The 20,055-nt window shown below is 70.2% G+C and carries 17 protein-coding genes; 14 read left to right on the forward strand and 3 right to left on the reverse strand.

Annotation, left to right across the window (positions count from 1 at the left end; translation table 11 throughout):
• Positions 1 to 110 precede the first annotated feature (110 nt).
• The 10 genes from ACFVYS_RS28620 to ACFVYS_RS28665 all read left to right on the forward strand — a co-directional run bounded on the left by ACFVYS_RS28620 (position 111) and on the right by ACFVYS_RS28665 (position 12,931).
• Positions 111 to 1,379 carry an ABC transporter substrate-binding protein gene (locus tag ACFVYS_RS28620; RefSeq protein ID WP_389506582.1) on the forward strand — a complete coding sequence of 423 codons (1,269 nt, stop codon included), beginning with the start codon at positions 111 to 113 and terminating at the stop codon, positions 1,377 to 1,379.
• A 223-nt stretch (positions 1,380 to 1,602) separates the two neighbouring features.
• Positions 1,603 to 3,246 carry a glycoside hydrolase family 13 protein gene (locus ACFVYS_RS28625; protein WP_389506584.1) on the forward strand — a complete coding sequence of 548 codons (1,644 nt, stop codon included), beginning with the start codon at positions 1,603 to 1,605 and terminating at the stop codon, positions 3,244 to 3,246.
• Between the two features lie 55 nt (positions 3,247 to 3,301).
• Positions 3,302 to 4,630: an ABC transporter substrate-binding protein gene (locus ACFVYS_RS28630; protein WP_389506653.1), complete on the forward strand. Its 1,329-nt coding sequence runs from the start codon at positions 3,302 to 3,304 to the stop codon at positions 4,628 to 4,630.
• A 6-nt stretch (positions 4,631 to 4,636) separates the two neighbouring features.
• Positions 4,637 to 5,995, forward strand: a complete 1,359-nt coding sequence (locus tag ACFVYS_RS28635; protein WP_389506586.1) for an ABC transporter permease subunit — start codon at positions 4,637 to 4,639, stop codon at positions 5,993 to 5,995.
• Positions 5,992 to 6,837, forward strand: coding sequence for a carbohydrate ABC transporter permease (locus tag ACFVYS_RS28640; RefSeq protein WP_389506588.1), 846 nt, complete (start codon positions 5,992 to 5,994; stop codon positions 6,835 to 6,837). The genes ACFVYS_RS28635 and ACFVYS_RS28640 overlap by 4 nt, the downstream gene beginning before the upstream one ends.
• 126 nt (positions 6,838 to 6,963) lie before the next feature.
• Entirely contained in the window at positions 6,964 to 7,272 is a 309-nt protein-coding gene (locus ACFVYS_RS28645) for a hypothetical protein (protein WP_389506590.1), read from the forward strand.
• A gap of 355 nt (positions 7,273 to 7,627) precedes the next feature.
• A complete protein-coding gene (locus ACFVYS_RS28650; protein WP_389506592.1) occupies positions 7,628 to 8,014 on the forward strand; it encodes a MarR family winged helix-turn-helix transcriptional regulator in 387 nt (128 codons plus the stop codon).
• A gap of 35 nt (positions 8,015 to 8,049) precedes the next feature.
• Positions 8,050 to 9,843, forward strand: a complete 1,794-nt coding sequence (locus ACFVYS_RS28655) for an ABC transporter ATP-binding protein (RefSeq protein WP_389506594.1) — start codon at positions 8,050 to 8,052, stop codon at positions 9,841 to 9,843.
• Positions 9,840 to 11,759, forward strand: coding sequence for an ABC transporter ATP-binding protein (locus ACFVYS_RS28660; RefSeq protein WP_389506595.1), 1,920 nt, complete (start codon positions 9,840 to 9,842; stop codon positions 11,757 to 11,759). Before ACFVYS_RS28655 ends, ACFVYS_RS28660 begins: the two co-directional genes overlap by 4 nt.
• Positions 11,760 to 11,998: 239 nt before the next feature.
• Entirely contained in the window at positions 11,999 to 12,931 is a 933-nt protein-coding gene (locus ACFVYS_RS28665; protein ID WP_389506597.1) for a TetR/AcrR family transcriptional regulator, read from the forward strand.
• A 42-nt stretch (positions 12,932 to 12,973) separates the two neighbouring features.
• On the opposite strand, the gene ACFVYS_RS28670 is transcribed toward ACFVYS_RS28665, so the two are convergent.
• The gene (locus ACFVYS_RS28670; RefSeq protein WP_389506598.1) at positions 12,974 to 13,177 is read right to left on the reverse strand and encodes a hypothetical protein; all 204 of its coding nucleotides are present in this window, start codon (positions 13,175 to 13,177) and stop codon (positions 12,974 to 12,976) included.
• 695 nt (positions 13,178 to 13,872) lie between these two features.
• Here ACFVYS_RS28670 and ACFVYS_RS28675 point away from each other — a divergent pair.
• The gene (locus ACFVYS_RS28675; protein ID WP_389506599.1) at positions 13,873 to 14,154 is read left to right on the forward strand and encodes a hypothetical protein; all 282 of its coding nucleotides are present in this window, start codon (positions 13,873 to 13,875) and stop codon (positions 14,152 to 14,154) included.
• A gap of 143 nt (positions 14,155 to 14,297) precedes the next feature.
• On the opposite strand, the gene ACFVYS_RS28680 is transcribed toward ACFVYS_RS28675, so the two are convergent.
• Together ACFVYS_RS28680 and ACFVYS_RS28685 are read right to left on the reverse strand one after the other, a co-directional pair.
• Complete coding sequence (locus tag ACFVYS_RS28680; protein ID WP_389506601.1) at positions 14,298 to 15,923, reverse strand: alpha/beta fold hydrolase; 1,626 nt, start codon at positions 15,921 to 15,923, stop codon at positions 14,298 to 14,300.
• Between the two features lie 14 nt (positions 15,924 to 15,937).
• Entirely contained in the window at positions 15,938 to 17,341 is a 1,404-nt protein-coding gene (locus ACFVYS_RS28685; RefSeq protein ID WP_389506603.1) for an alpha/beta hydrolase, read from the reverse strand.
• Between the two features lie 775 nt (positions 17,342 to 18,116).
• Between ACFVYS_RS28685 and ACFVYS_RS28690 the strand changes: the two genes are divergently transcribed.
• The 3 genes from ACFVYS_RS28690 to ACFVYS_RS28700 all read left to right on the forward strand — a co-directional run bounded on the left by ACFVYS_RS28690 (position 18,117) and on the right by ACFVYS_RS28700 (position 20,023).
• A complete protein-coding gene (locus ACFVYS_RS28690) occupies positions 18,117 to 18,398 on the forward strand; it encodes a hypothetical protein (RefSeq protein WP_389506605.1) in 282 nt (93 codons plus the stop codon).
• A gap of 62 nt (positions 18,399 to 18,460) precedes the next feature.
• Positions 18,461 to 19,294: a DUF4436 family protein gene (locus tag ACFVYS_RS28695; RefSeq protein ID WP_389506655.1), complete on the forward strand. Its 834-nt coding sequence runs from the start codon at positions 18,461 to 18,463 to the stop codon at positions 19,292 to 19,294.
• Between the two features lie 258 nt (positions 19,295 to 19,552).
• Positions 19,553 to 20,023 (forward strand): hypothetical protein, encoded by a 471-nt coding sequence (locus ACFVYS_RS28700; RefSeq protein ID WP_389506607.1) that lies wholly within the window; start codon positions 19,553 to 19,555, stop codon positions 20,021 to 20,023.
• Positions 20,024 to 20,055 lie beyond the last annotated feature (32 nt).

Genomic DNA, 20,055 nt, shown 5'->3' on the forward strand with positions numbered 1-20,055 from the left:
TCGCAGCCTCGTATTGTGTTCCAGGCCCTAGTATCGCCCATACCTAACGGGTATACATAGCCTCTGACTCCGGGCGAGGGTGCCCGGTGCCGGTGTACTGGGAGGAACCTATGCGGTGGATGCGTGCCGCCGGTAGGGGCCTCCTCGTTCTCGCCGTCGTCCTGGCCGGTTACGGCGCGTCCGGCGCCCGGGCGGCCGGCGGGCTGGAGGGTCGCGGACCGCTCACCCTCGCCACCGCGGGCGACCTCACCGGCTATCTGGGCCCGCTGCTCCAGGGCTGGAACCGGGCGCATCCCGGGGAGAAGGTCACCCTCGTCGAACTGCCGGACTCGGCGGACGAGTCGCGCGCACAGATGATCACGGATCTGCGCGGCGGCACCCGCAGCCGGTTCGACGTCCTCAACATCGACGTCGCCTGGACCTCGGAGTTCGCCGCCGCCGGCTGGATCCGCCCGCTGCCGCGCGACCGTTTCCCGCTGGGCGCCTTCCTGCGGCCGGTCGTGGACACGGCGACGTACGACGGCCGGCTGTACGCCGTCCCGTACGTCACCAACGCCGGGCTGCTCCTCTACCGCAAGGACGTCCTCGCCGCGGAGGGCGTGCCGCCGCCCCGCACCTGGGCCGAACTGGAGCGGGCCGCGAAGACCATCGCGCCCCGGCACGGGCTCGACGGCTACGCGGGGCAGTTCCTGCCCTACGAGGGCCTCACCGTCAACGCGGCGGAGGCCGTGTACTCGGCGGGCGGCACGATCCTCGGCGACGAGGGCGACCGCGTCACCGTCGACTCGGCCGCCCGCGAGGGAATCGGCTTCCTCGCCCGTGGCGTCCGTGACGGCTGGGTGCCGAAGGAGGCCCTGACCTACACGGAGGAGGAGTCCCGGCAGGCTTTCCAGGACGGTCATCTCCTCTTCCTGCGCAACTGGCCCTACGCGTACGTCAGCGCCTCCGCCGCGGGCTCCGCGCTCGCCGGGAAGGTCGGCGCCGTACCGCTGCCGGGGCGTGACGGGCCCGGCACCAGCGTGCTCGGCGGCTCCAACCTGGCCGTCAACGCACATGCCGAGCACCCCGATACCGCCGCGCGGCTGATCGCGTACCTCACCAGCGAGGGCGTCCAGCGGCAGGTGCTCACCCGGGGCGCGCTGCCGCCCGTACGTGCGGATCTGTACGAGGACCCGGAACTGGTGCGCCGGTTCCCGTACCTGCCGACCCTGCGCGCGAGCGTCCTGACGGCCGCACCGCGGCCCAAGAGCCCGCGCTACGACCAGGTCAGCATGGTGGTGCAGGCGGTCGTGCACGACGCGATGGCCGGGCACTCGACGCCCGAGGCGGCGGTACGGCGGCTGGCCCGGGAGCTGGCGGACATCTCCCGCCGCGGCTGACACTCCTCAGCCGAGACCGACTCTCCTAGTTACATGTTAGGTAACGCCGACGTATCAACCGGGTGTGATTTGCCCAGGTAGATCCGATTATGTCGCACGCGCTCGTGAGATGGCTGCTGCCTGTTCGTTGACACCCCCGTGAAACGCCTACATAACATGCATGCATAACAGTCAGCCCGCACAGACAGGCCAACGGGTGAGCCTCCAGCACATCGACACGCGCATGGACACGCGCATCGGCACGCACCACTGGTGGCGTGACGCAGTGATCTACCAGGTGTACGTCCGCAGCTTCCTGGACAGCACGGGCGACGGCGTCGGCGATCTCGCCGGAGTCCGCGCCGGGCTGCCGTACCTGAAGAAACTGGGTGTCGACGGGATCTGGCTGAGCCCCTTCTACCCCTCCCCGCAAGCCGACCACGGCTACGACGTCGCCGACTACTGCGACGTCGACCCGCTCTTCGGCGACCTCGCCGAGTTCGACCGGCTGATGGCGGCCGCCCGGCGGCTGGGCGTCAAGGTGCTGCTCGACATCGTCCCCAACCACTGCTCCAGCGAGCACCCCTGGTTCCGCGAGGCGCTGGCCTCGGCGCCGGGCAGTCCCGCCCGGGCCCGCTTCCACTTCGCCGACGGGCGGGGAGCGGACGGCGCCGAGCCGCCCAACAACTGGCACGCCATGTTCGGCGGCCCGGCCTGGAGCCGGGTGACCGAGGCGGACGGCCGTCCGGGCCAGTGGTACCTGCACATGTTCACGCCCGAACAGCCCGACTGGAACTGGCGCGACCCCGAGGTCGCCGCGTCCTTCGACCGCGCGCTGCGGTTCTGGCTGGACCGGGGCGTCGACGGCTTCCGCATCGACGTCGCCGCCGGCCTCTTCAAGCACCCCGAGCTGCCCGACTCGCCGGATCCCGAGGCCGACGCCCGCACCCGCGACTCCGTCAACCCGCTCGCCTGGAACCAGCCCGAGGTGCACGAGGTGTGGCGGCGCTGGCGGGCGGTGTGCGAGGAGTACACGGCACACGACGGCCGTGAACGGCTCCTGGTCGGCGAGGTCTCGGTCCCGACGGCCCGCGAACACGCGCTGTACGTCCGCCCCGACGAACTGCACCAGGCCTTCTTCTTCGACCTGCTGAGCGCCTCCTGGGACGCCGACGCCTTCCGCAAGGTCATCACGGAGGCCATGCAGGACATCGCCGGAACGGGGTCGACCGTCACCTGGGTCCTCAACAACCACGACCAGGTCCGCACGGTCACCCGCTACGGCGAGCCGGCTGTGGAGGGCAGCGGCCTCGGTGCCGCCCGCGCCCGCGCGGCCGCCCTGCTGTTGCTGGCGCTGCCCGGGGCCGCCTACATCTACCAGGGCGAGGAGCTGGGCCTGCCCGAGGTCGTCGACCTGCCGGACGACGTGCTCACCGACCCGATCTTTCGCCGTACCGGCAGCCGGGCCCGTATCCGGGACGGCTGCCGGGTACCGCTGCCGTGGTCCGGGCAGGCCTCGCCGTTCGGCTTCACCTCCGGCGTCGACGCCACCAAACCCTGGCTGCCGCAGCCCGACTACTTCGCCGAGTACGCCACCGATCGCGCCCTCGCCGACACCCGCTCCTTCTGGCACCTCTACCGCGACGGCCTCCAACTGCGCGCCACCCTGCCCCAGTTGGGCGAGGGCGCGCTGCGCTGGCTGGACACCCAGCCCGGCGTCCTCGCCTTCACCCGCGGCGACGGCCTGGTCTGCGCCGTCAACTTCGGAACGGCGCCCGCTCCGGCGCCCGTTCCCGGGATCCCCCTGCTGTCCAGCGGCCCCTGCCAGGCCGGGGTGCTCCCCGGCTCCACGGCCGCCTGGTGGATCGGTGACGACACCGACTCCTGAGCACGACCACCTCTTCATCCGCCGCCAACTCCCCTCCTACGAACGGACATCGACGATGATGCGACGACGTACCACCCTGCTCAGCGGCTGCACCGCCCTCGTCCTGGCACTCGGCGCGACCGCCTGCGGAGGCGGCGACCCCGTCTCCGCGGGCGGCGGCGACAAGGCACTGGGCGGCCAGACGGTCACCGTGGCCGGTGTCTGGTCCGGTGCCGAGCAGAAGAACTTCCAGAAGGTGCTGGACGCGTTCACCGAGAAGACCGGCGCCAAGACCCAGTTCGTGTCCACCGGCGACAACGTCTCCACCGTCGTCGGCAGCAAGATCGAAGGCGGCAACGCCCCCGACGTGGTGATGGTCCCGCAGGTCGGCGTGCTCCAGCAGTTCGCCGGCAACGGCTGGCTCAAGCCGCTGTCCTCGACCACCCAGAAGTCCGTCGCCGCCAACTACGCGCCCGTCTGGAAGGACTACGGCAGCGTCAAGGGCACCCTCTACGGCCTCTACTTCAAGGCAGCCCACAAGTCGACCGTCTGGTTCAGCCCCGCCGCCCTCGACCAGGCCGGCGTCCAGCCGCCGAAGACCTACGACGAGATGCTGAAGGCCGGGCGGACCGTATCCGACTCGGGCCTCGCCGCCTTCTCCGTCGCGGGCCAGGACGGCTGGACGCTCACCGACTGGTTCGAGAACGTCTACCTCTCCCAGGCCGGCCCCGAGAAGTACGACGCCCTCGCCGCCCACGAACTGAAGTGGACCGACCAGAGCGTGGTCGACGCCCTCACCACGCTCGGCAAGCTCTTCCAGGACAAGCAGCTCCTCGCGGGCGGCCAGAAGGGCGCTCTCAACACCGACTTCCCGGGCTCCGTGGAGAAGGTCTTCGGGCCCGAGCCCGAGGCGGGCATGGTCTACGAGGGCGACTTCGTCGCAGGCGTCGCCAAGGACCAGTTCGGCCGGAAGATCGGCGAGGACGCGAACTTCTTCGCGTTCCCGCCCGTCGGCGGCGGCGCGGCACCCGTGGTCAGCGGCGGCGACGCGGCCGTCGTCCTCAAGGACGGCAAGAACACCAAGGCCGGCATGGCGCTCCTGGAGTACCTGGCCACCCCGGAGGCCGCCGCCGTATGGGCCGAGACGGGCGGCTTCCTCTCTCCGAACAAGAAGCTCGACCTCGCCTCCTACGGCGACGACGTCACCCGCACCACCGCCAAGTCGCTCATCGCCGCAGGGGACTCCGTCCGCTTCGACATGTCCGACCAGGCCCCGGCCGCGTTCGGCGGGACGAAGGGCGCCGGCGAGTGGAAGATCCTCCAGGACTTCCTGCGCGACCCGTCCGACCCGAAGGCGACCGCGGCGCAGCTGGAAACCGCCGCGGCCAAGGCCTACAAGGGCTGACCGGCGATGACCGCCACGCTGACGAAGACGGCCCCACCACCCGCCGCCGCGACCGTCGCCCGCAAGCGGCGGGCCCGGTGGCGGGGCAGGACCGTCGCCCTGCTCTTCGTCCTCCCCGCGCTGCTCCTGCTCGGCGCCCTCGTCGTCTACCCCGTGCTGTTCTCGGTCGGCCGCAGCTTCTTCGACGCCTCCGGGACCCGGTTCGTGGGCGGCGACAACTACACCGAGATGTTCCGCGACCCGGCCACCCTCAAAGCCGTACGCAACACCGCGATCTGGGTGGTCGTGGCGCCGACCCTGCTGACCGGCCTGGGCCTGATCCTCGCCGTGCTCGTCGAGAAGATCCGCTGGGCCACGGCCTTCAAGCTGCTGCTCTTCATGCCCATGGCCGTCTCCTTCCTCGCCGCGGGCATCATCTTCCGGCTCGCCTACGACGAGGACCCCGACAAGGGCGTCCTGAACGCGGCGGCCGTCGGCGTCCACGACGCCTTCCGGGACACCGCCTCCTACCCGACCGCCCGCGCCCGGGACGGCGAGGGCCTGACCCGGGGCGCCGACGGCTCGTACCGCACCGGCACGAGCGTGTCGCCCGGCGACACGGTCGCCCTCGGCCTGGTCGGCGTCGCGCCCAAGGACCTCCCGGCCGGCGCGGAACCGGCCTACCCGGCGGCCGCCCGCACGGCGGGCCCCGACGAGCTGCGCGGAGTCGTCTACCTGGACTTCACCCCCGGCGGGGGAGGGAAGCAGGGTGCGGTGGACCGCCGGGAGAGCGGGCTGCCGAAGATGGAGGTCGAGGCGGTGCGCGACGGCAGGACCGTCGCGAGCACCACCACCGCGGCCGACGGCTCCTTCCGCTTCCCCGGGCTGGAGACGGGCTCGTACACCGTCGCCCTCCCCGGCTCGAACTTCGCCCAGCCCTACGACGGCGTCTCCTGGCTCGGCCCGGCACTGGTCACCCCGGCGATCATCGGCGCCTACCTGTGGATCTGGACCGGCTTCGCGATGGTGCTGATCGGCGCGGGCCTGTCCACGCTGCCGCGTGACTCGCTCGAGGCCGCGCGGATGGACGGCGCCAACGAGTGGCAGGTGTTCCGCCGGATCACCGTGCCGCTGCTGGCGCCCGTGCTCACGGTGGTCTTCGTGACCCTCGTCATCAACGTGATGAAGGTGTTCGACCTCGTCTACATCATCGCGCCCGGCCCGGTGCAGGAGGACGCCACCGTGCTGGCCACCCAGATGTGGCTGGTGTCCTTCGGCGGCGGCAACGACCAGGGACTGGGCAGCGCCCTCGGCGTGCTGCTCCTGCTGCTGGTGATCCCCGCCATGGTCTTCAACGTCCGTCGTTTCCGAGGGAGTCAGCGATGAACCTCAGTGCGCTTCGGCGCGGGCTCGGCAACAGCCTGGTGCAGGCCGTCCTCGTGGTCGTCGGGCTGCTCTGGCTGACGCCGCTCGCCGGACTGCTCGTGTCGTCCCTGCGGTCGGCGCAGGACACGGCCAAGGGCGGCTGGTGGACGGCGCTCACCAGTCCGGGCCAGCTGTCCTTCGACAACTACACGTCGTTGCTGGGCAACGCCGGGATGACCAGGGCGTTCTGGAACACCGTGCTGATCTCGGTGCCGACGACGCTTCTGGTGGTGGCGATCGCCGCACTGGCGGGGTACGCCTTCGCCTGGCTGGAGTTCCCCGGCCGTGACGGCCTCTTCCTGCTCGTGGTCGCGCTCCTGGTGGTACCCGTGCAGATCGGCCTGCTGCCGGTGGCCAAGCTCTTCGGCCAACTGGGGCTGTTCGGCACGATTCCCGGCGTCGTCCTCTTCCACGTCTCCTACGGACTGCCGTTCGCGACCTTCCTGCTGCGGAACTACTTCGCCGAGATACCGCGGGAGATGCTGGAGGCGGCCCGCATGGACGGGGGCACCGAGTGGCGTATCTTCACCCGGCTCGTGCTGCCGGTGGGACGGCCCGCCCTGGCGAGCCTGGCCATCTTCCAGTTCCTCTGGGTGTGGAACGACATGCTGGTGGCGCTGCTGTTCGCCGACAGCTCGTCCCAGCCGTTGACCGTGGAACTCCAGTCGCAGATACGGCAGTTCGGCAGCAACATCGACGTGCTCGCGCCGGGTGCGTTCCTGTCCCTGATCGTCCCGGTGGCCGTGTTCTTCGCCTTCCAGCGGCACTTCGTGCAGGGGGTCATGGCAGGGTCCGTGAAGTAAGTGAAGTAGGTGAAGCAGGTCCGGCGCCGGCGCCCCGTGGCTCCGCGCGCCCGGACGGGGGACGTCCGACACCGCCGCGCGGGGCTGCTGCCCCGGTGCGCAGCCGCCCGACGGCACACTCGTGCCGTGACCCCTGACGCGCAACCGGAGCGCACCCCCGACGGACGGTTCATCGTCGTGGGCGGACGACGCTGGCGGGCGACGGATCCGCTCATTCCCGAGGAGGACGCCGCACGGCTCCGCTTCCACCTGATGGCGGCCCGGCGTGCGGTCGGGGCCGCCCGGCGGACGCAGGACCCGGAAGCCGAACGTGCGGCCCGCGCTCGCGTGCACCTGGCGAAGGTCGCCCTGGGCGAGCGTGGCACCCCGTGGTGGGAGCAGAGCGACAAGGAGCGCCGCGCCCGCTGGCACGAAGGGCTCAGGGCGCTCGACTGAGCGACGGGGGAGAGACGCGTACAACCCCGTCCCCTCGGTGGTGAGCAGGTCACCCCGCTCGCGGGCGTCGGCTTCGCCTGCCGGATCCAGCCCCGCACGCTCTCGCACCTCCGGCGGGTACTTCCTCGGCGCAGGCCTCTTCTGGGCTCCTCTCATGAGACCCACCTGACGCTCTGCCACAATTCCCCGCATCTCGGGCCGAACCAGTACCCGCCGACCGGCTGGCTTGTTGACCTTCGTCCGGTATCCAAGGGTCCTGCCGCCCCCTGCCGCCTTACTGCGGACACTGTACGATGTTTGATAGCCTAAATTTGTGATTCCCGAAACGGTCGAGCCAGGCGCTGTTGTGGCCGCCTTGGCGAAAACCGTCGAACATGCCTTGCTGTGCGTGGAGTTGACGCTGCCGCAGCACCGGATGCTGTCCGTGCTGACGCTGGCGGATCCGCCGACGGCATCGCGAGTGGCGTGGATGTTGTCCGTGACGCCGGCGACCGTCGCCACGGTCGTGGACGGCCTGGCGGCCGGCAAGTACGTGCGGCGTGAGCCGGATCCGGACGACCGGCGCAAGGCCACGCTCGTCGTCACCCGGTCCGGCCGGCATCTGCTGACCACGGCCGACCAGGAGATCAGCCGGAAGCTGGCCGAGGTGGCCTCGTCCCTCGACGAGGAGCAGGCCGAGCGGGCGATGGCCGCGCTGTCGCTGTGGCACGAGGCGATGAAGAGCGAAAAGCAAAACGAGTAGATCACCCACGAGGGCGCAGAAAGGGGAAAAACCAGGTGAGCGAGGCGTATCCGCCGCCGAGCGCGGCCATCGACCCCGATTCGAGCCGTTCCTGGCTATGGCGAGCATGGCCGCTGGTCCGGGCACATCGGTGGATGTTCGGCACGGCGCTGGTGTCGTCGGGGATCAGCCTGCTGGTGGCCGTCCAGGTACCGACACTGATTCAGGACGCGGTGGACAACTCGATCGTGTCGGACAGGGTGCCGCTGTCGCACTACCTGTGGTGGCTGGTCTGGCTGACGGTGGTCATGCTGGTCGTCGGCTTCCTGTCCCGGCAGTTACTGTTCCGCACCGCGGCCAAAATCGAGTACGACCTGCGCAACATCACGTACGGGCACCTGACCGCCATGTCGTTCCCGTTCTACGACCGGGTGCAGACAGGGCAACTGCTCTCCCGCGCCAACTCCGACATCCGCGCGATGCAGATGTATCTGGCGTTCGCGCCGTACCTGCTGGTGCAGTGCAGCATCTCGCTGGTGGCGTTCGGATACATGCTGGCGATCAACGTGCCGTTGGCCATCCTGGCCATGCTGCCGATGCCACTGTTGTACGCGACCAGCCGGCGCATGCAGCGCTCCTTGTTCCCGGTGTCGTGGCTGATCCAGGCCCGGTTGGCCGAAGTCGCGACCGTGGTGGACGAGAACGTCAACGGCGTGCGCGTGGTCAAGTCGTTCGCGGCCGAACGGAGTCAGCTGTCGCTGCTTCAGAAGGCCGCGGAGAAAGTCCGCTGGGCCAATGTGAAGGACGCGGATCTGCGCGCACGGTTTACGCCCGCGGTGCAGAACCTGCCCCGCGTCGGCATGGCGATCGTGCTGCTGTACGGCGGACACCTCGTCATTCAGGGGAGTCTGGGCATCGGCGCGATCCTGGCCTTCAACGCGTATCTGCTGATGCTCCAGGTGCCGTTCCAGGTGATCGGAAACCTGATCACGTTGGGGCAGCGGTCGTCGGCCGCGGCCAAGCGGCTGTACGAGATTCTGGACGAGAAGCCGGAGATCGTGGACGCCCCGCAGGCACTGGAGATCACCGGGGCGCGCGGTGACGTCCAGTTCGATGACGTCACCTTCGGCTACGGCGACGGTCCTGACGTGCTGCACGGGTTCTCGCTGAGGTTGCGCAGCGGCGAGACGGTGGCGCTGGTCGGCCGGACCGGCAGCGGAAAGTCCACCGTGGCCAGACTGCTGCCGCGGTTCTACGACGTGCGCGAAGGTTCCGTCACCGTGGACGGGCACGACGTGCGGGATCTGACCCTGCACAGTCTGCGTGACACCGTCGGCATCGTGCTGGACGAGCCGTTCCTGTTCTCGGCGTCGGTCCGTGACAACATCGCCTACGGGCGGCCGGACGCGGACATCACCGACATCGAGCGTGTGGCCCGGCTGGCCGGGGCGCACGGGTTCATCACCGAGCTGTCCGAGGGTTACGACACCGTCATCGGCGAGCGGGGCTACACGCTGTCCGGCGGGCAACGGCAGCGCATCGCGATCGCCCGGACGCTGCTGGTGAATCCGCCCGTGCTGGTCCTCGACGACGCCACGAGCGCTATCGACGTCCAGGTGGAGCAGGAGATCCACGCGGGTCTGCGGACCCTGTTCGCCGGCCGGACGACGTTGATCATCGCGCACCGGCCGTCCACGATCAGCCTGGCCGACCGCGTGGTGCTACTGGACGGTGGGCGGATCGTCGCCGACGGCACACACACGGAACTGTTGGCAGGCACGCCGCTGTACGCGGAAGTGCTCGCCCAAGCGGACGAGTGCAGCAAGGAACTGGGAGGTGTGGCGCGATGACGGTTCCCGGAGGTGGAGGCGGCGCGGCATTCAATGGCGGCGGCCGGGCAACCGCGTCGGCCCACCCGTTCGCCGGCGTTCCGCCGGAGATGCGGGCGAGCGTCGACGAGTTGCTCGAGGCCGAGCCGGAACATGCCGAGTCCGAGGTCGTCTTCGAGCACTCCCGGCCCGATCCCGACGGCGCGGGGCTGAATCTGCGGCGGCTGGTCCGTCCGTACGGGCCGTCGGCGCTGGTGGCCGGCGTGCTCGTGGGCATCGAGGCGCTGATGTTGCAGGCCGGTCCGAAGTTGACCCAGATCGGCATCGACGAAGGCATCATGGGGAAAGACCGCGGCGCGTTGGCGCTGGTCGCGGGCCTGTACCTGGTCAGTCTGGCGGTCACCGGTCTCGCACAGGCCGGGCGGGTCAAGGTGACCGGGCGGATCGCCGCGTCGGTGATGAACGACCTGCGGGTCCGGGTCTTCACCCAATTGCAGCGGCTGTCGCTGAACTTCTACACCGGCGAGAAGTCCGGCGTGATCATGACCCGGATGACCAGCGACATCGAGAACCTTCAGGCACTGCTGCAGGAGGGCCTGGTGCAGTTCGCCGTCCAGGGCCTGACCATGGTCATTGTCACGGTGATTCTGTTCACCTACGACGTGCGGCTGGCGCTCATCACCATCGTGCTGGTGGTCCCCATCCTGACCGCGCTGTCCCTGTGGTTCCGCCGGGCGTCCGGCAAGGGCTACCTGCGGGTGCGGGACACGGTCGCCGACGTGGTTGCCGACCTTTCCGAGAGCCTGCAGGGTGTTCGCATCGTCACCGCGCACAACCGGCAGCGGCACAACACCGAACGCCACCGGCAGGTCACCGGCAGGTATTACGACGCCACCGTGCAGACCGGAGTGATCAACTCGATCTACACGCCGAGCACCCAGGTCGTCGGCGTCGCCGGGCAGGTCGCACTGCTGGCCATCGGCGCCGGCATGGTCGTCGACGGGGACCTGACGATCGGCGAGCTGGTGGCGTTCCTGCTCTACCTGGGCGCCTTCTTCCAGCCGATCCAGCAGCTGGTGCAGCTGTACAACACGTACCAGCAGGGGCAGTCGTCGGTCGTGAAGCTGAAGGAGCTGCTGAGTACCCGGCCAGAGGTCGAGGAAGAGCCCGGAGCTGTCGACCTGCCTCGGGTCGAGGGTGAAATCACCTTCGACGACGTGACGTTCGGCTACCGTCCCGACCGGCCGGTGATCTCCGACGTGGCGCTGGACATCGCGGCCGGCGAGACCGTGGCGTTCGTCGGTCCGACCGGTGCAGGCAAGTCCACCCTCGCCAAACTGGTGACCCGGTTCTACGACCCCGTCTCCGGCCGGATCCTCATCGACGGGCGCGACCTGCGGGACGTGCGGATCGAATCCCTTCGCAGGCAGATCGGCGTCGTGCCGCAGGAGCCCTTCCTGTTCGCCGGGCCGCTTCGGGACAACATCCGCTTCGCCGCCCCGGACGTCTCCGACGACCAGGTCTGGGAGGCGTTGCGGGCGGTCGGTCTGGTGGACGTGGTCGAGCGGCTGCCCGACGGTCTCGACACCGTCGTCCAGGAGCGAGGCCAGTCCCTGTCCTCCGGTGAACGGCAGCTCGTCGCCCTGGCCAGGGCTTTCCTGGCTCAGCCCCGGGTGCTGGTCCTCGACGAGGCCACGTCCAATTTGGACCTCCAGTCCGAGGCCAAGATCGAGGATGCCCTGGACGTGCTACTGGAGGGCCGCACCGCGATCCTGATCGCGCACCGGCTCTCCACCGCCATGAAGGCCGACCGCATCGTCGTCGTCGACGAGGGCCGGATCGTCGAGGTCGGTTCGCACGACCAGCTCGTCGATGCCGACGGCAAGTACAGCCAGATGTACGCCACCTGGACCAGCCAAGCCGCCGAAGTCCACTGACGAACCTCGCGAGTTCCGCTCCCGGACGTGGAGCGGGACTCGCGTGCCTCCTGGCCCGTACTCCTACCGGTCACCTCGACCGGTTCCGCTGACTCGGCGTTCCTGGCGGTCCGGGACAGGAAGACGTCATCGAGGCTCGGCTCGCGCGTACCGATATCGCCGATCACGGCGCCGGACGCGTGGAGTTCGCCCATGATCTGCGGGACGGTCGGCACCACATCCACCGCGGCGACGACGATGTGCAGTCCGTCCGCTTCCGGACGCTGCCCGGTGAGCCTTTTCGGCGTGGATTCAAGCTGGGCCGGCCTGCCTTCGGCGATCAGATCACGGTGGTCGATCACCCTCACGGCCGAGGCGAGTCGGTCCACCTCCTCCAGGCCGGTCAGCGCGGCGACGTACGCGACGGGCAGGTCTACGCACGTACGATGGTTGGCGTGCCGAAACCGAAACCCATCATCTGGATGCGAGCGGAGAAATCCACGCGAGGTCCGGCTCCGCAGCACAGTCGCGAGCAGATCGCCGAGGTGGCGATCGAGATCGCGGACGCCGAAGGCATAGAAGCCGCGTCGGTGCGGAACATCGCCAAGAGACTGGGCGCCGCCGCGATGACCCTGTACCGATACCTGCCCACCAAAGAAGACCTGTACGCGGTGATGATCGACCAGGCGACCGGCTTCGAGCAGCAGGAGCCGACCGGCGATGTCCGCGCCGACCTGACGACCTTGGCGCGCCGCCGCAGGCAGACCTTCCTGCGGCACCCCTGGCTTGCTCCGCTGCTCAGCACCCGCCCGGTCATGGGCCCCAACTTCCTGCGCGGCATGGAACGCGATCTCGCCCTTCTCGCCGGCTGCGATCTCGACATGGAGGAGTCGCTGGCCGTCCTCGACCTCATTCACTCCTGGGTCAGCGGCATCGTGCAGGCCGAGCTGACCGAGCGGGCGGTCGCTCAGCGCTCCGGCATCGATCGTGATGCCTGGCGGCGGCACATGCAGCCGTATTTGATGTCCATGCTCGCGACCGGTGAGTTTCCGTATCTGAGCAAGATGATCCGGGCGTCCGAGATCGGCGAAGGTGACGAACGGTTCGAGAACGGCCTTACGACCATCCTGGACGGAATCGAGGCCCGGTTCCTGGCGAACACCGAGAACGACGGCTCGCGCCCGGTCGAGTAACCGCACCGACCTCAGATCGCCTTCGACTTGTATGTCGTTCCCTCAGTGCGACGCGCGCAGTTCGACGACGGACAGACGAGCGGCCTGCACGATCGAGGCGATCTCGAAGCCGTTGGATCCGGCCAGTTCGCCCAGCTGCTCGAGGGTGTGCTGCCTGCCTCCGAAGTAGCAGGGGAGCCCGAAGGAATGCGATCGGTGCTCGACATCGAGGGTGCCATCGGGCACGCCGAGCTGAGCCTCGTCCATCTGTTGCACACGGTTCGCACCGGAGAGTCGGCGTTCCCGCAGCAGTACGGCCTGTCGTTCTGGGACGACCTGTCCGCCAGCGACGAACGTGGCGAGTCGTTCGACGCGTTGATGGACGCTCGGCTGAAGGCACGTGCATCCGCCGTGGCCGAGGCATATCTCTGGGGAAGACTGCGTCCTGGTCGGCGTGCACAGCCTTGGCCGGCGCCTCGGTCGTCCGGGTGCCCGCGGCGATGTGGTCGGCCAACCGCAACGTCGCCGCCACTCGAATGGCCATCGGCGTCAGCAGATCGGCAGCTGCCCATATCCGCCGCCCCTGGCGGTCTTCACCTCGGCCATAGCTCCTCCTGCCTCGACGATTTCCTGTTTGCCCGACGATGCGTGCCCGACTCAGAAGCCGGCGCGCTCCTCCGCAAATGTCTTGGCGAGGCGAAGGCGGCCCGACGACGGGCTGTGCCCCCGATCACCTGCCCGACAGCACGATGCCAACGACGGCCCTCCCGCGTTGCTACGCACCCGACACACCTCACTGCATCGGTGACGCGCCCACAAACCTCCTTGCGAGGGCTGGCACAGCAGGCGGAACACCCACGCCAGTCTGGCCGCTGGATCTGCTTTCGGGAGCCGGGGAGCTGCAGCGCGGTTCGGCCGGCGCGGCAGGACGGCGGACTGGCAGCTGACGGATCCCGCCGCCGATGCCCTGCTGGTGGCGGCGCAACTGCTTTCCCACGCCGATCAAGCACGCGGGCGGCCCCACGCGGGCCAGCGTCGACCACGTCGGCGGGCAGCTCCGGGTCGCCGCCACCGACCCCAATTCCACACCGCCGAGCCGGATCCACCACCGCCCGGCGAAGGCCGGCGGCCACGGGATCTTCCTCGTCGACCACCTCGCCCGGCGCCGGGGCACCCGGCTGCCCGATGTCCCGGGCATGACTGTACGGGCGGACTGCCCCTTCCCGCCTGAGGCGAGCCGGTGACAGGGTGTGGCACTCTCACCGACAACAGCAGCCGCACCGGCATGGTGTTGTCGGCCCACACCACCGGGGCCTGCATCCACCACGTCGGAGGATGCAGGCCCCGCCGGTTCCGGCACCGTGGGCGGCGGTCGCCGGCAAGCGCCTTACGGCGCGATCTCGAACTGCGGCGGCTGGAGTCCCGCGAGGCAGCTGGTGTCCGGCGCGGTGGGACGGGCGAAGAACGACGTGGTGATCGTCTGCGCGCACCGCGAGTCGGCGAACACCACGTGCGCGACGTAGGGGACCGTGACGGCGGTGGAGCGACTCAGCGTACGGGCGACGTACGCCCCGTTGCTCGGCGCCGTCTGGGCGTCGAACCCGCCGGACAGAGCGAGGGTCGGGATGTCGCTGCGGGTCACGTCCCGGACCGACGGGGGCGCCGGGGGAACGTCCCAGGCACGGCAGTCGTCGTGGAGCCAGGCGAGCTGCGGGGCGTTGGCCAGCATCGACCGGGGGAACGTCGGGAACGCGCGGTGTCCGCCGCGGATGATGTCGGCCCGGCTCTCGTACGGGGTCCACTGGCTGCAGAAGACGCCGTAGACCAGCCCGTGGGCGACCCTTCCGATGGCCTGCGGGCTGTACTTGCCGCCCGCGAGCTGCTCGGCGATCCGCTGCGGGTTGCCACGGGCCAGCTCGTCGATGGAGCGCGGCACCCCTGCAGCCACGTGGGTGGCCGAGGTCAGCCAGGCGACCAGGTTGCCCCCGTCCAGCACGACCTTCACCGGCTCCGGGTGGACCGGGACCGTGACGGTGGTGGTGATCGGCTTGGCCTCCAGCTCACTGACGAGGCGGAGGAAGGTGGCCTTCAGGTGCGGGTAGCGGGTGTTGCAGGCGGGCTGCTTCTCGCAGGCCTTGAACAGGCCGTCGAAACCCTCTCGTGCCGCCTTCCAGGTCACGGCCCCGCCGGCGATGGACGGCGGCAGGACGCCGTCGATGCCGACCGAGCGGATGCCCTTCGGGTGCAGGCGCATGTAGTTGAGCGCCAGGTGGGTGCCGTAGGAGATCCCGAAGACGTTCCACTTCTTGACACTCAGCGTCTTGCGCAGGGCGTCGTAGTCGGCGGAGCTCTCGATGTCGTTGTACGTGCTGCGGTCGGCGCCCTGGGCGTCCACGCGGTCGCGGCAGGCCCGGGTCGCCTCGACGTGCAGGCGCCCGGTGGACGGCGCGTTGGAGACGAGGCCGAGGGCGCGGGCGTTGAACCGGTCGATGTTCGGGCAGGTGAGCTCCGGGTCGGCCGAGTAGGTGCCACGCTGAGACATGAAGATCACATCGCGGTCGCGGTTCAGGTGGCCGGCGAGCGCCATCGGGATCTCGGAGACCGCGTCGTCGCCGGGACCGCCGGCGAGCCACACGATCGGGTCGGGCGCGGGGCTGCTGCGCTCCGCGGGCATGATCGCGACAGCGAGGGTGATCGTGCGTCCGTCGTGGCTCCCGTACCCCTGGGGTTCCTTGGGCCCCTTGGCCTGGGAACGCTTCTCGGGCACGGTGAGGGTGCCGCAGCGGGCGCGTGCGAGATCGGGGATCGGGTCCGCCGTCCTGGGACAGGGGCCCGGTTCGAAGTGGGCGTCGCCCACCGTACGGGCGACCGTGCCGATCGGCCGGTCGGTGCCGGGCCCGGCGTGTGCGGGCATCGTGGCGAGGCCGATGAAGAGGGCGCCGGCCGTGGCTCCGGCCAGTGTTGCCGGGAGCCGTCGAGCGGGGCGCCGGCTGAGGGTCGTACCTGGGGACATTGTGCGTACTCCGGTCAGGGGACGATGGTGAACGGTTTGGGTCGGACTCCCGACACGCAGCCGGTGTCGGGCGAGGTCGGCCGCGCCAGGAAGGAGAGCAGGACCGACGCGGCGCAGGGGTTCTGCGGCACCACCCAGTGGGTGATTCCGGGAATCACCACGGCGGTCGAGCGGGGCAGCGTACGGCCGGTGAACGGCCCCCAGCTCGCCCCGGTCTTCGCGTCGAAGGTTCCGGTGATGATGAGCGCGGGCACCTTGCTGCGGGTGGCCACCCGCTGGACCGCGGTGCGGTCCGGGACGTTCCAGACGCGGCACAGGTCGTGCTCGAAGGGCAGCTGCGGTGCGTGGGCCAGCACCGAGTCCGGCCATCCGGGGAAGGCCCGGCGGCCCGCCTTGAGCACGTCGCGCTTCGAGAAGCCAGGGACCCACTCGGCGCAGGCCACCGAGTGCGTCAGGCCGTGGGCGAACTCGCCGATTGCGGGCGTCGCGCCGGCGGCCTGGGCCCGCGCGAGGCGCTCCGGATTGCCGGCGGCGAGTTCGTAGAGCGCCGCGGGGACGTCGGCGGACGGTACGAGTCGGCCGTTGGTGACCAGCAGGTTCACCAGCGTGCCCCCGTCGAGGACGACCTTCACCGGGGTTCCGCCACCGCGCGGCGGCACGGTCAGCGTCAGGGGGTTCGCCTCCAGCCGCCGGACCTGCTGCGTGAGCGTGCGGGAGAGGTGCGGGTAGCGGGACTTGCAGGCGGGCTGGGCCGCACACGCCGCGAAGATCGCGTTGATCCCCTCCTGGGCGCTGTCCCAGGCCCACGGCAGGCTCACGATCTGGGGCGGCACGACCGAGTCGATCGCCAGCGAGCGGATGCCTTGCGGGTGCCGGCGCAGGTAGGTGAGGCCCAGGTCGGTGCCGTAGGAGTAGCCGTAGACGTTCCACTTCTTGATGCCCAGGGCTTTGCGGAGGGCGGCGAAGTCCGCGGCGTTCTCGGTGGTGTTGTAGGCCGTGAGGTCGTTCCCCTCGGCCGTCAGACGGTCCCGGCAGGCCTTCGCCGCGCGTACCAGCCCTCGTCCGGTGGACGGCGCGTCGTAGGGCAGGCCGACGGCGGTCGCGTTGTATCGGTCCATCTCCGGGCAGGCGAGGTTCGGCTGTGAGTGGAGGGCGCCGCGCTGGGCCACGACGATCAGATCGCGGTCGCGGTTCACGTCGGAGTCGATCAGGAAAGGGATGGCTCCGAACGCGTCTCCGCCGGGACCGCCCTCCATGAACACCACGGGGTCCTCGGCCCGCGTCTTCGACGCTGCCGGGATGATGGCGACGGCCAGCCGGATGGTCCGCCTCGTGGGGTGCTCGCGGTTCTCGGGGACCTCCAGGAAGCCGCACCGCCCGGGAACCGGGTCCGGTGTCTGTGGGCAGGGGCCCGGCACGAACCGCGCCGGATGCCGCGGCGGCGGCTCGCCGGCAGGCGTCGAGCGGGCGCTGCTCGGCGCGGTCCCGACGGCACCGAGGACACCAAGACACGCGGCGAGGAGCGCCGCATTCGTACGCGCCCTCCGGCCGAGTCGAGGACGGGTGTGTCGAGCCCGGCTCCGTACGGGGGTCCCGGTCCCGGTAAGGGAGGGGAGGGGCCCGGGACCGATGTCGTGTTCCGCCATGTGATCTCGTCTCTCTGACGTCCCTGGCCACCCCGGTCGGGGACGGTTGGCATGGCTGCGCCCCGCCGCACGGCCGGGCAGGGCGCCACGCCAGCCTGCGATCGGGCCGGGGCCTGCACCACTCGTCGCCTCCACTTGGAGCAGCCCTGCCTCGGCCCGGGGGCTGTCCCGGGTCACCCGGTCACCCGGTCACCCGGTCGGCGGGGGCGGGGAGCTACCCCCGCTCCGGTGGTGGTCGCTCGGCCGTATGCCCGAGGCTCCGAGGCAGGCTGCGCGCGCTTCGTTGCCGCCACCTCGTCCGCATGCACGCCCTCGGATCACCCCGTAGCGTGGAGCACGTGCGTTCCGCCAACACCGCCTCGGCGTTGCCCGGGTGGCGCCATGGCTGTCGGCCGGCGCGGCATCACGGCACACCGGCAGCGGCGCACCCGCAGCGGACCTCAACCCTCCGAAGCGCGAGACGGCACTGAGCCGATCGCGTTGCAGGTGGCGAAAGCAGGTGGTGTCCGTGAGTCGGACGGCGTCGTTGTGTACCGCCGCGGGCGCCATGGCTGTGGTCGCGCCGGCGGGTGTCGCGGACCCGCATGCCTACGCGAGCGGGCAGTACGGAGTCGGGTCCGTCCCCACCACCCCTGGAGAAGCAGTCCGCTGGGCCGATGACTGCCGCACTGGCCGCATCGGCGGAACCGAACTGCTCGCCGGCGTCACGGACGGAGCGGTGCGTAGGGGCGATGTCCCGCGCCCGCGCGGCATCGAGGAACGGTGCTACGGGCCCGACAACTTCCGTGCGGCGAACCGACTGCTGGACGTCTACGTCTGGACCAAGTGATGCGTCTGGGCCGTCCGGCATGTGCAAGCTCGCCTCGCCCACGACGTTCCGGGCGGTCCCTCCTGCCTGTGCTCATCCTCATCGCGTTCCTGATCGTCGTGGCGGTTGCCGTTGGCTCGTGGCTGCAGTTCACCGAGCGGCAGGCGGTCGACACGGTGCACGCCGTCGGATCCTCGGCCGCCGACCGGGTGGACGTGGAGGCCGCCGTCCAAAGTGTCGACGCCGCGGGCAGAGAGCTGGTCCTGCGGGTCTGGGTGACCCCGCGCGGGGCCCTCGGCGAGGCGGACGGGGCGGCCCCGGTGGCCGATCTCAGCCTCCAGACCTCGGGGGCGACCCTCAGCGACCTGGAGTTCCCGGCGCATCAGCGGCTCGCGACGCGAGACGTGCAGGTTGCGCTCTCAGGGGGATCGATCAGTGACTACCCGTTCGACACCTACGAGACGGACATCGGGTTCCGGGCGCAGCTGGGCGGCCAGCAGGTGCCGGTACGGATGCTGTTCTCCAACAACGACACGCTCTTCTCGATCTCCGTGCAACCTGTGCCCTCCCGGCAGGATGCCGTGGTGGCGCTGGGGCTGGCGCGATCGGGCAGCCTGCTCGTCTTCGCGGTCTTCATGATGGTGGTGATGTGGGCGCTGGCGGCGTCCGTGCTCATCGGGGCCTGGTACCTGGCGACCGGCAACGAGGGCCTCGTCTGGCCCGGCCTCGCCTGGATGGCCGCCACCCTGTTCGCCCTCGCCGCGTTCCGTAACACCGCCCCCGGCACACCTCCGATCGGCTGCGTGCTGGACTGGTTCGCGTTCCTGTGGGCCGAGACCATCATCGCCCTCTGCCTGATCACCGTGGTCATCACCGGCGTCAACAAGGCCCTCCACCAGGACGCGCCGCGCACGTAGTGGCTCCGGGCCCTGGCTGAGACCGCCTGGAGGGCCCCGTGCCCACGGCGGTGTTCCGGCGTGAGCGACAGGTCGACAATTGTCCGCACCGGCCCGTCCGTTCACGGCAGCGCATCGCACCACTCGAACAGCGCGTCACCCCGTGCGGTCGGACCGGCGGGCAGCCGGCCGGCAATCGCGATGCGTTCACGGTGTGGTGGCATGGCGTCCGCGGTATCGGGCACGCGCCATGGAATGCAGGGAAACCAGACGTATCCGATGAGCGACGCGCACGGCCGACCTGGAACACGGGAAGGCGCCTCAGCACGGCGGGCCGAGGGAAGGCACCGGCGCACCGGACGGCGAGGGGGCCGGTGGCACCGCAGGCTGCTGGCCTATCGCGAGATCGAGCTGCTGCCGTCCTCCTCCCCAGAGGGCGGCGCGGGCGAGGAGTGTCTGCTCCTGGTGCACATCCGCAAGGTGGTCGGACGGGTCACCTATCGAGCGTGCGAGGAGTGCGCCGAGGGCGTGATCACCGGTGTCGTCCTGGACGAACCGTTCCGCGACTGCGGGCTGGGCACCAGGGCACTGTCGCACCTGCGCTCCCGCCACCCCGACGTCACCTGGCGCACCACCCTCGACACCCGCCTCACCCGCGGTCTGCTGCGCCGGATGCGCATCCCCAGGGCGGCCGTGGCAGGGAACTGCTCCCACGGCCGGCCCGGCCTCGTGGTCCCCGCCGGTACCTGAGAGGCCGCCGTCAGGCCCGTCTCACCGAGGAC

The sequence above is a fragment of the Streptomyces sp. NPDC058295 genome (assembly GCF_042880655.1).
In the GTDB taxonomy this organism is placed as follows: domain Bacteria; phylum Actinomycetota; class Actinomycetes; order Streptomycetales; family Streptomycetaceae; genus Streptomyces; species Streptomyces coriariae.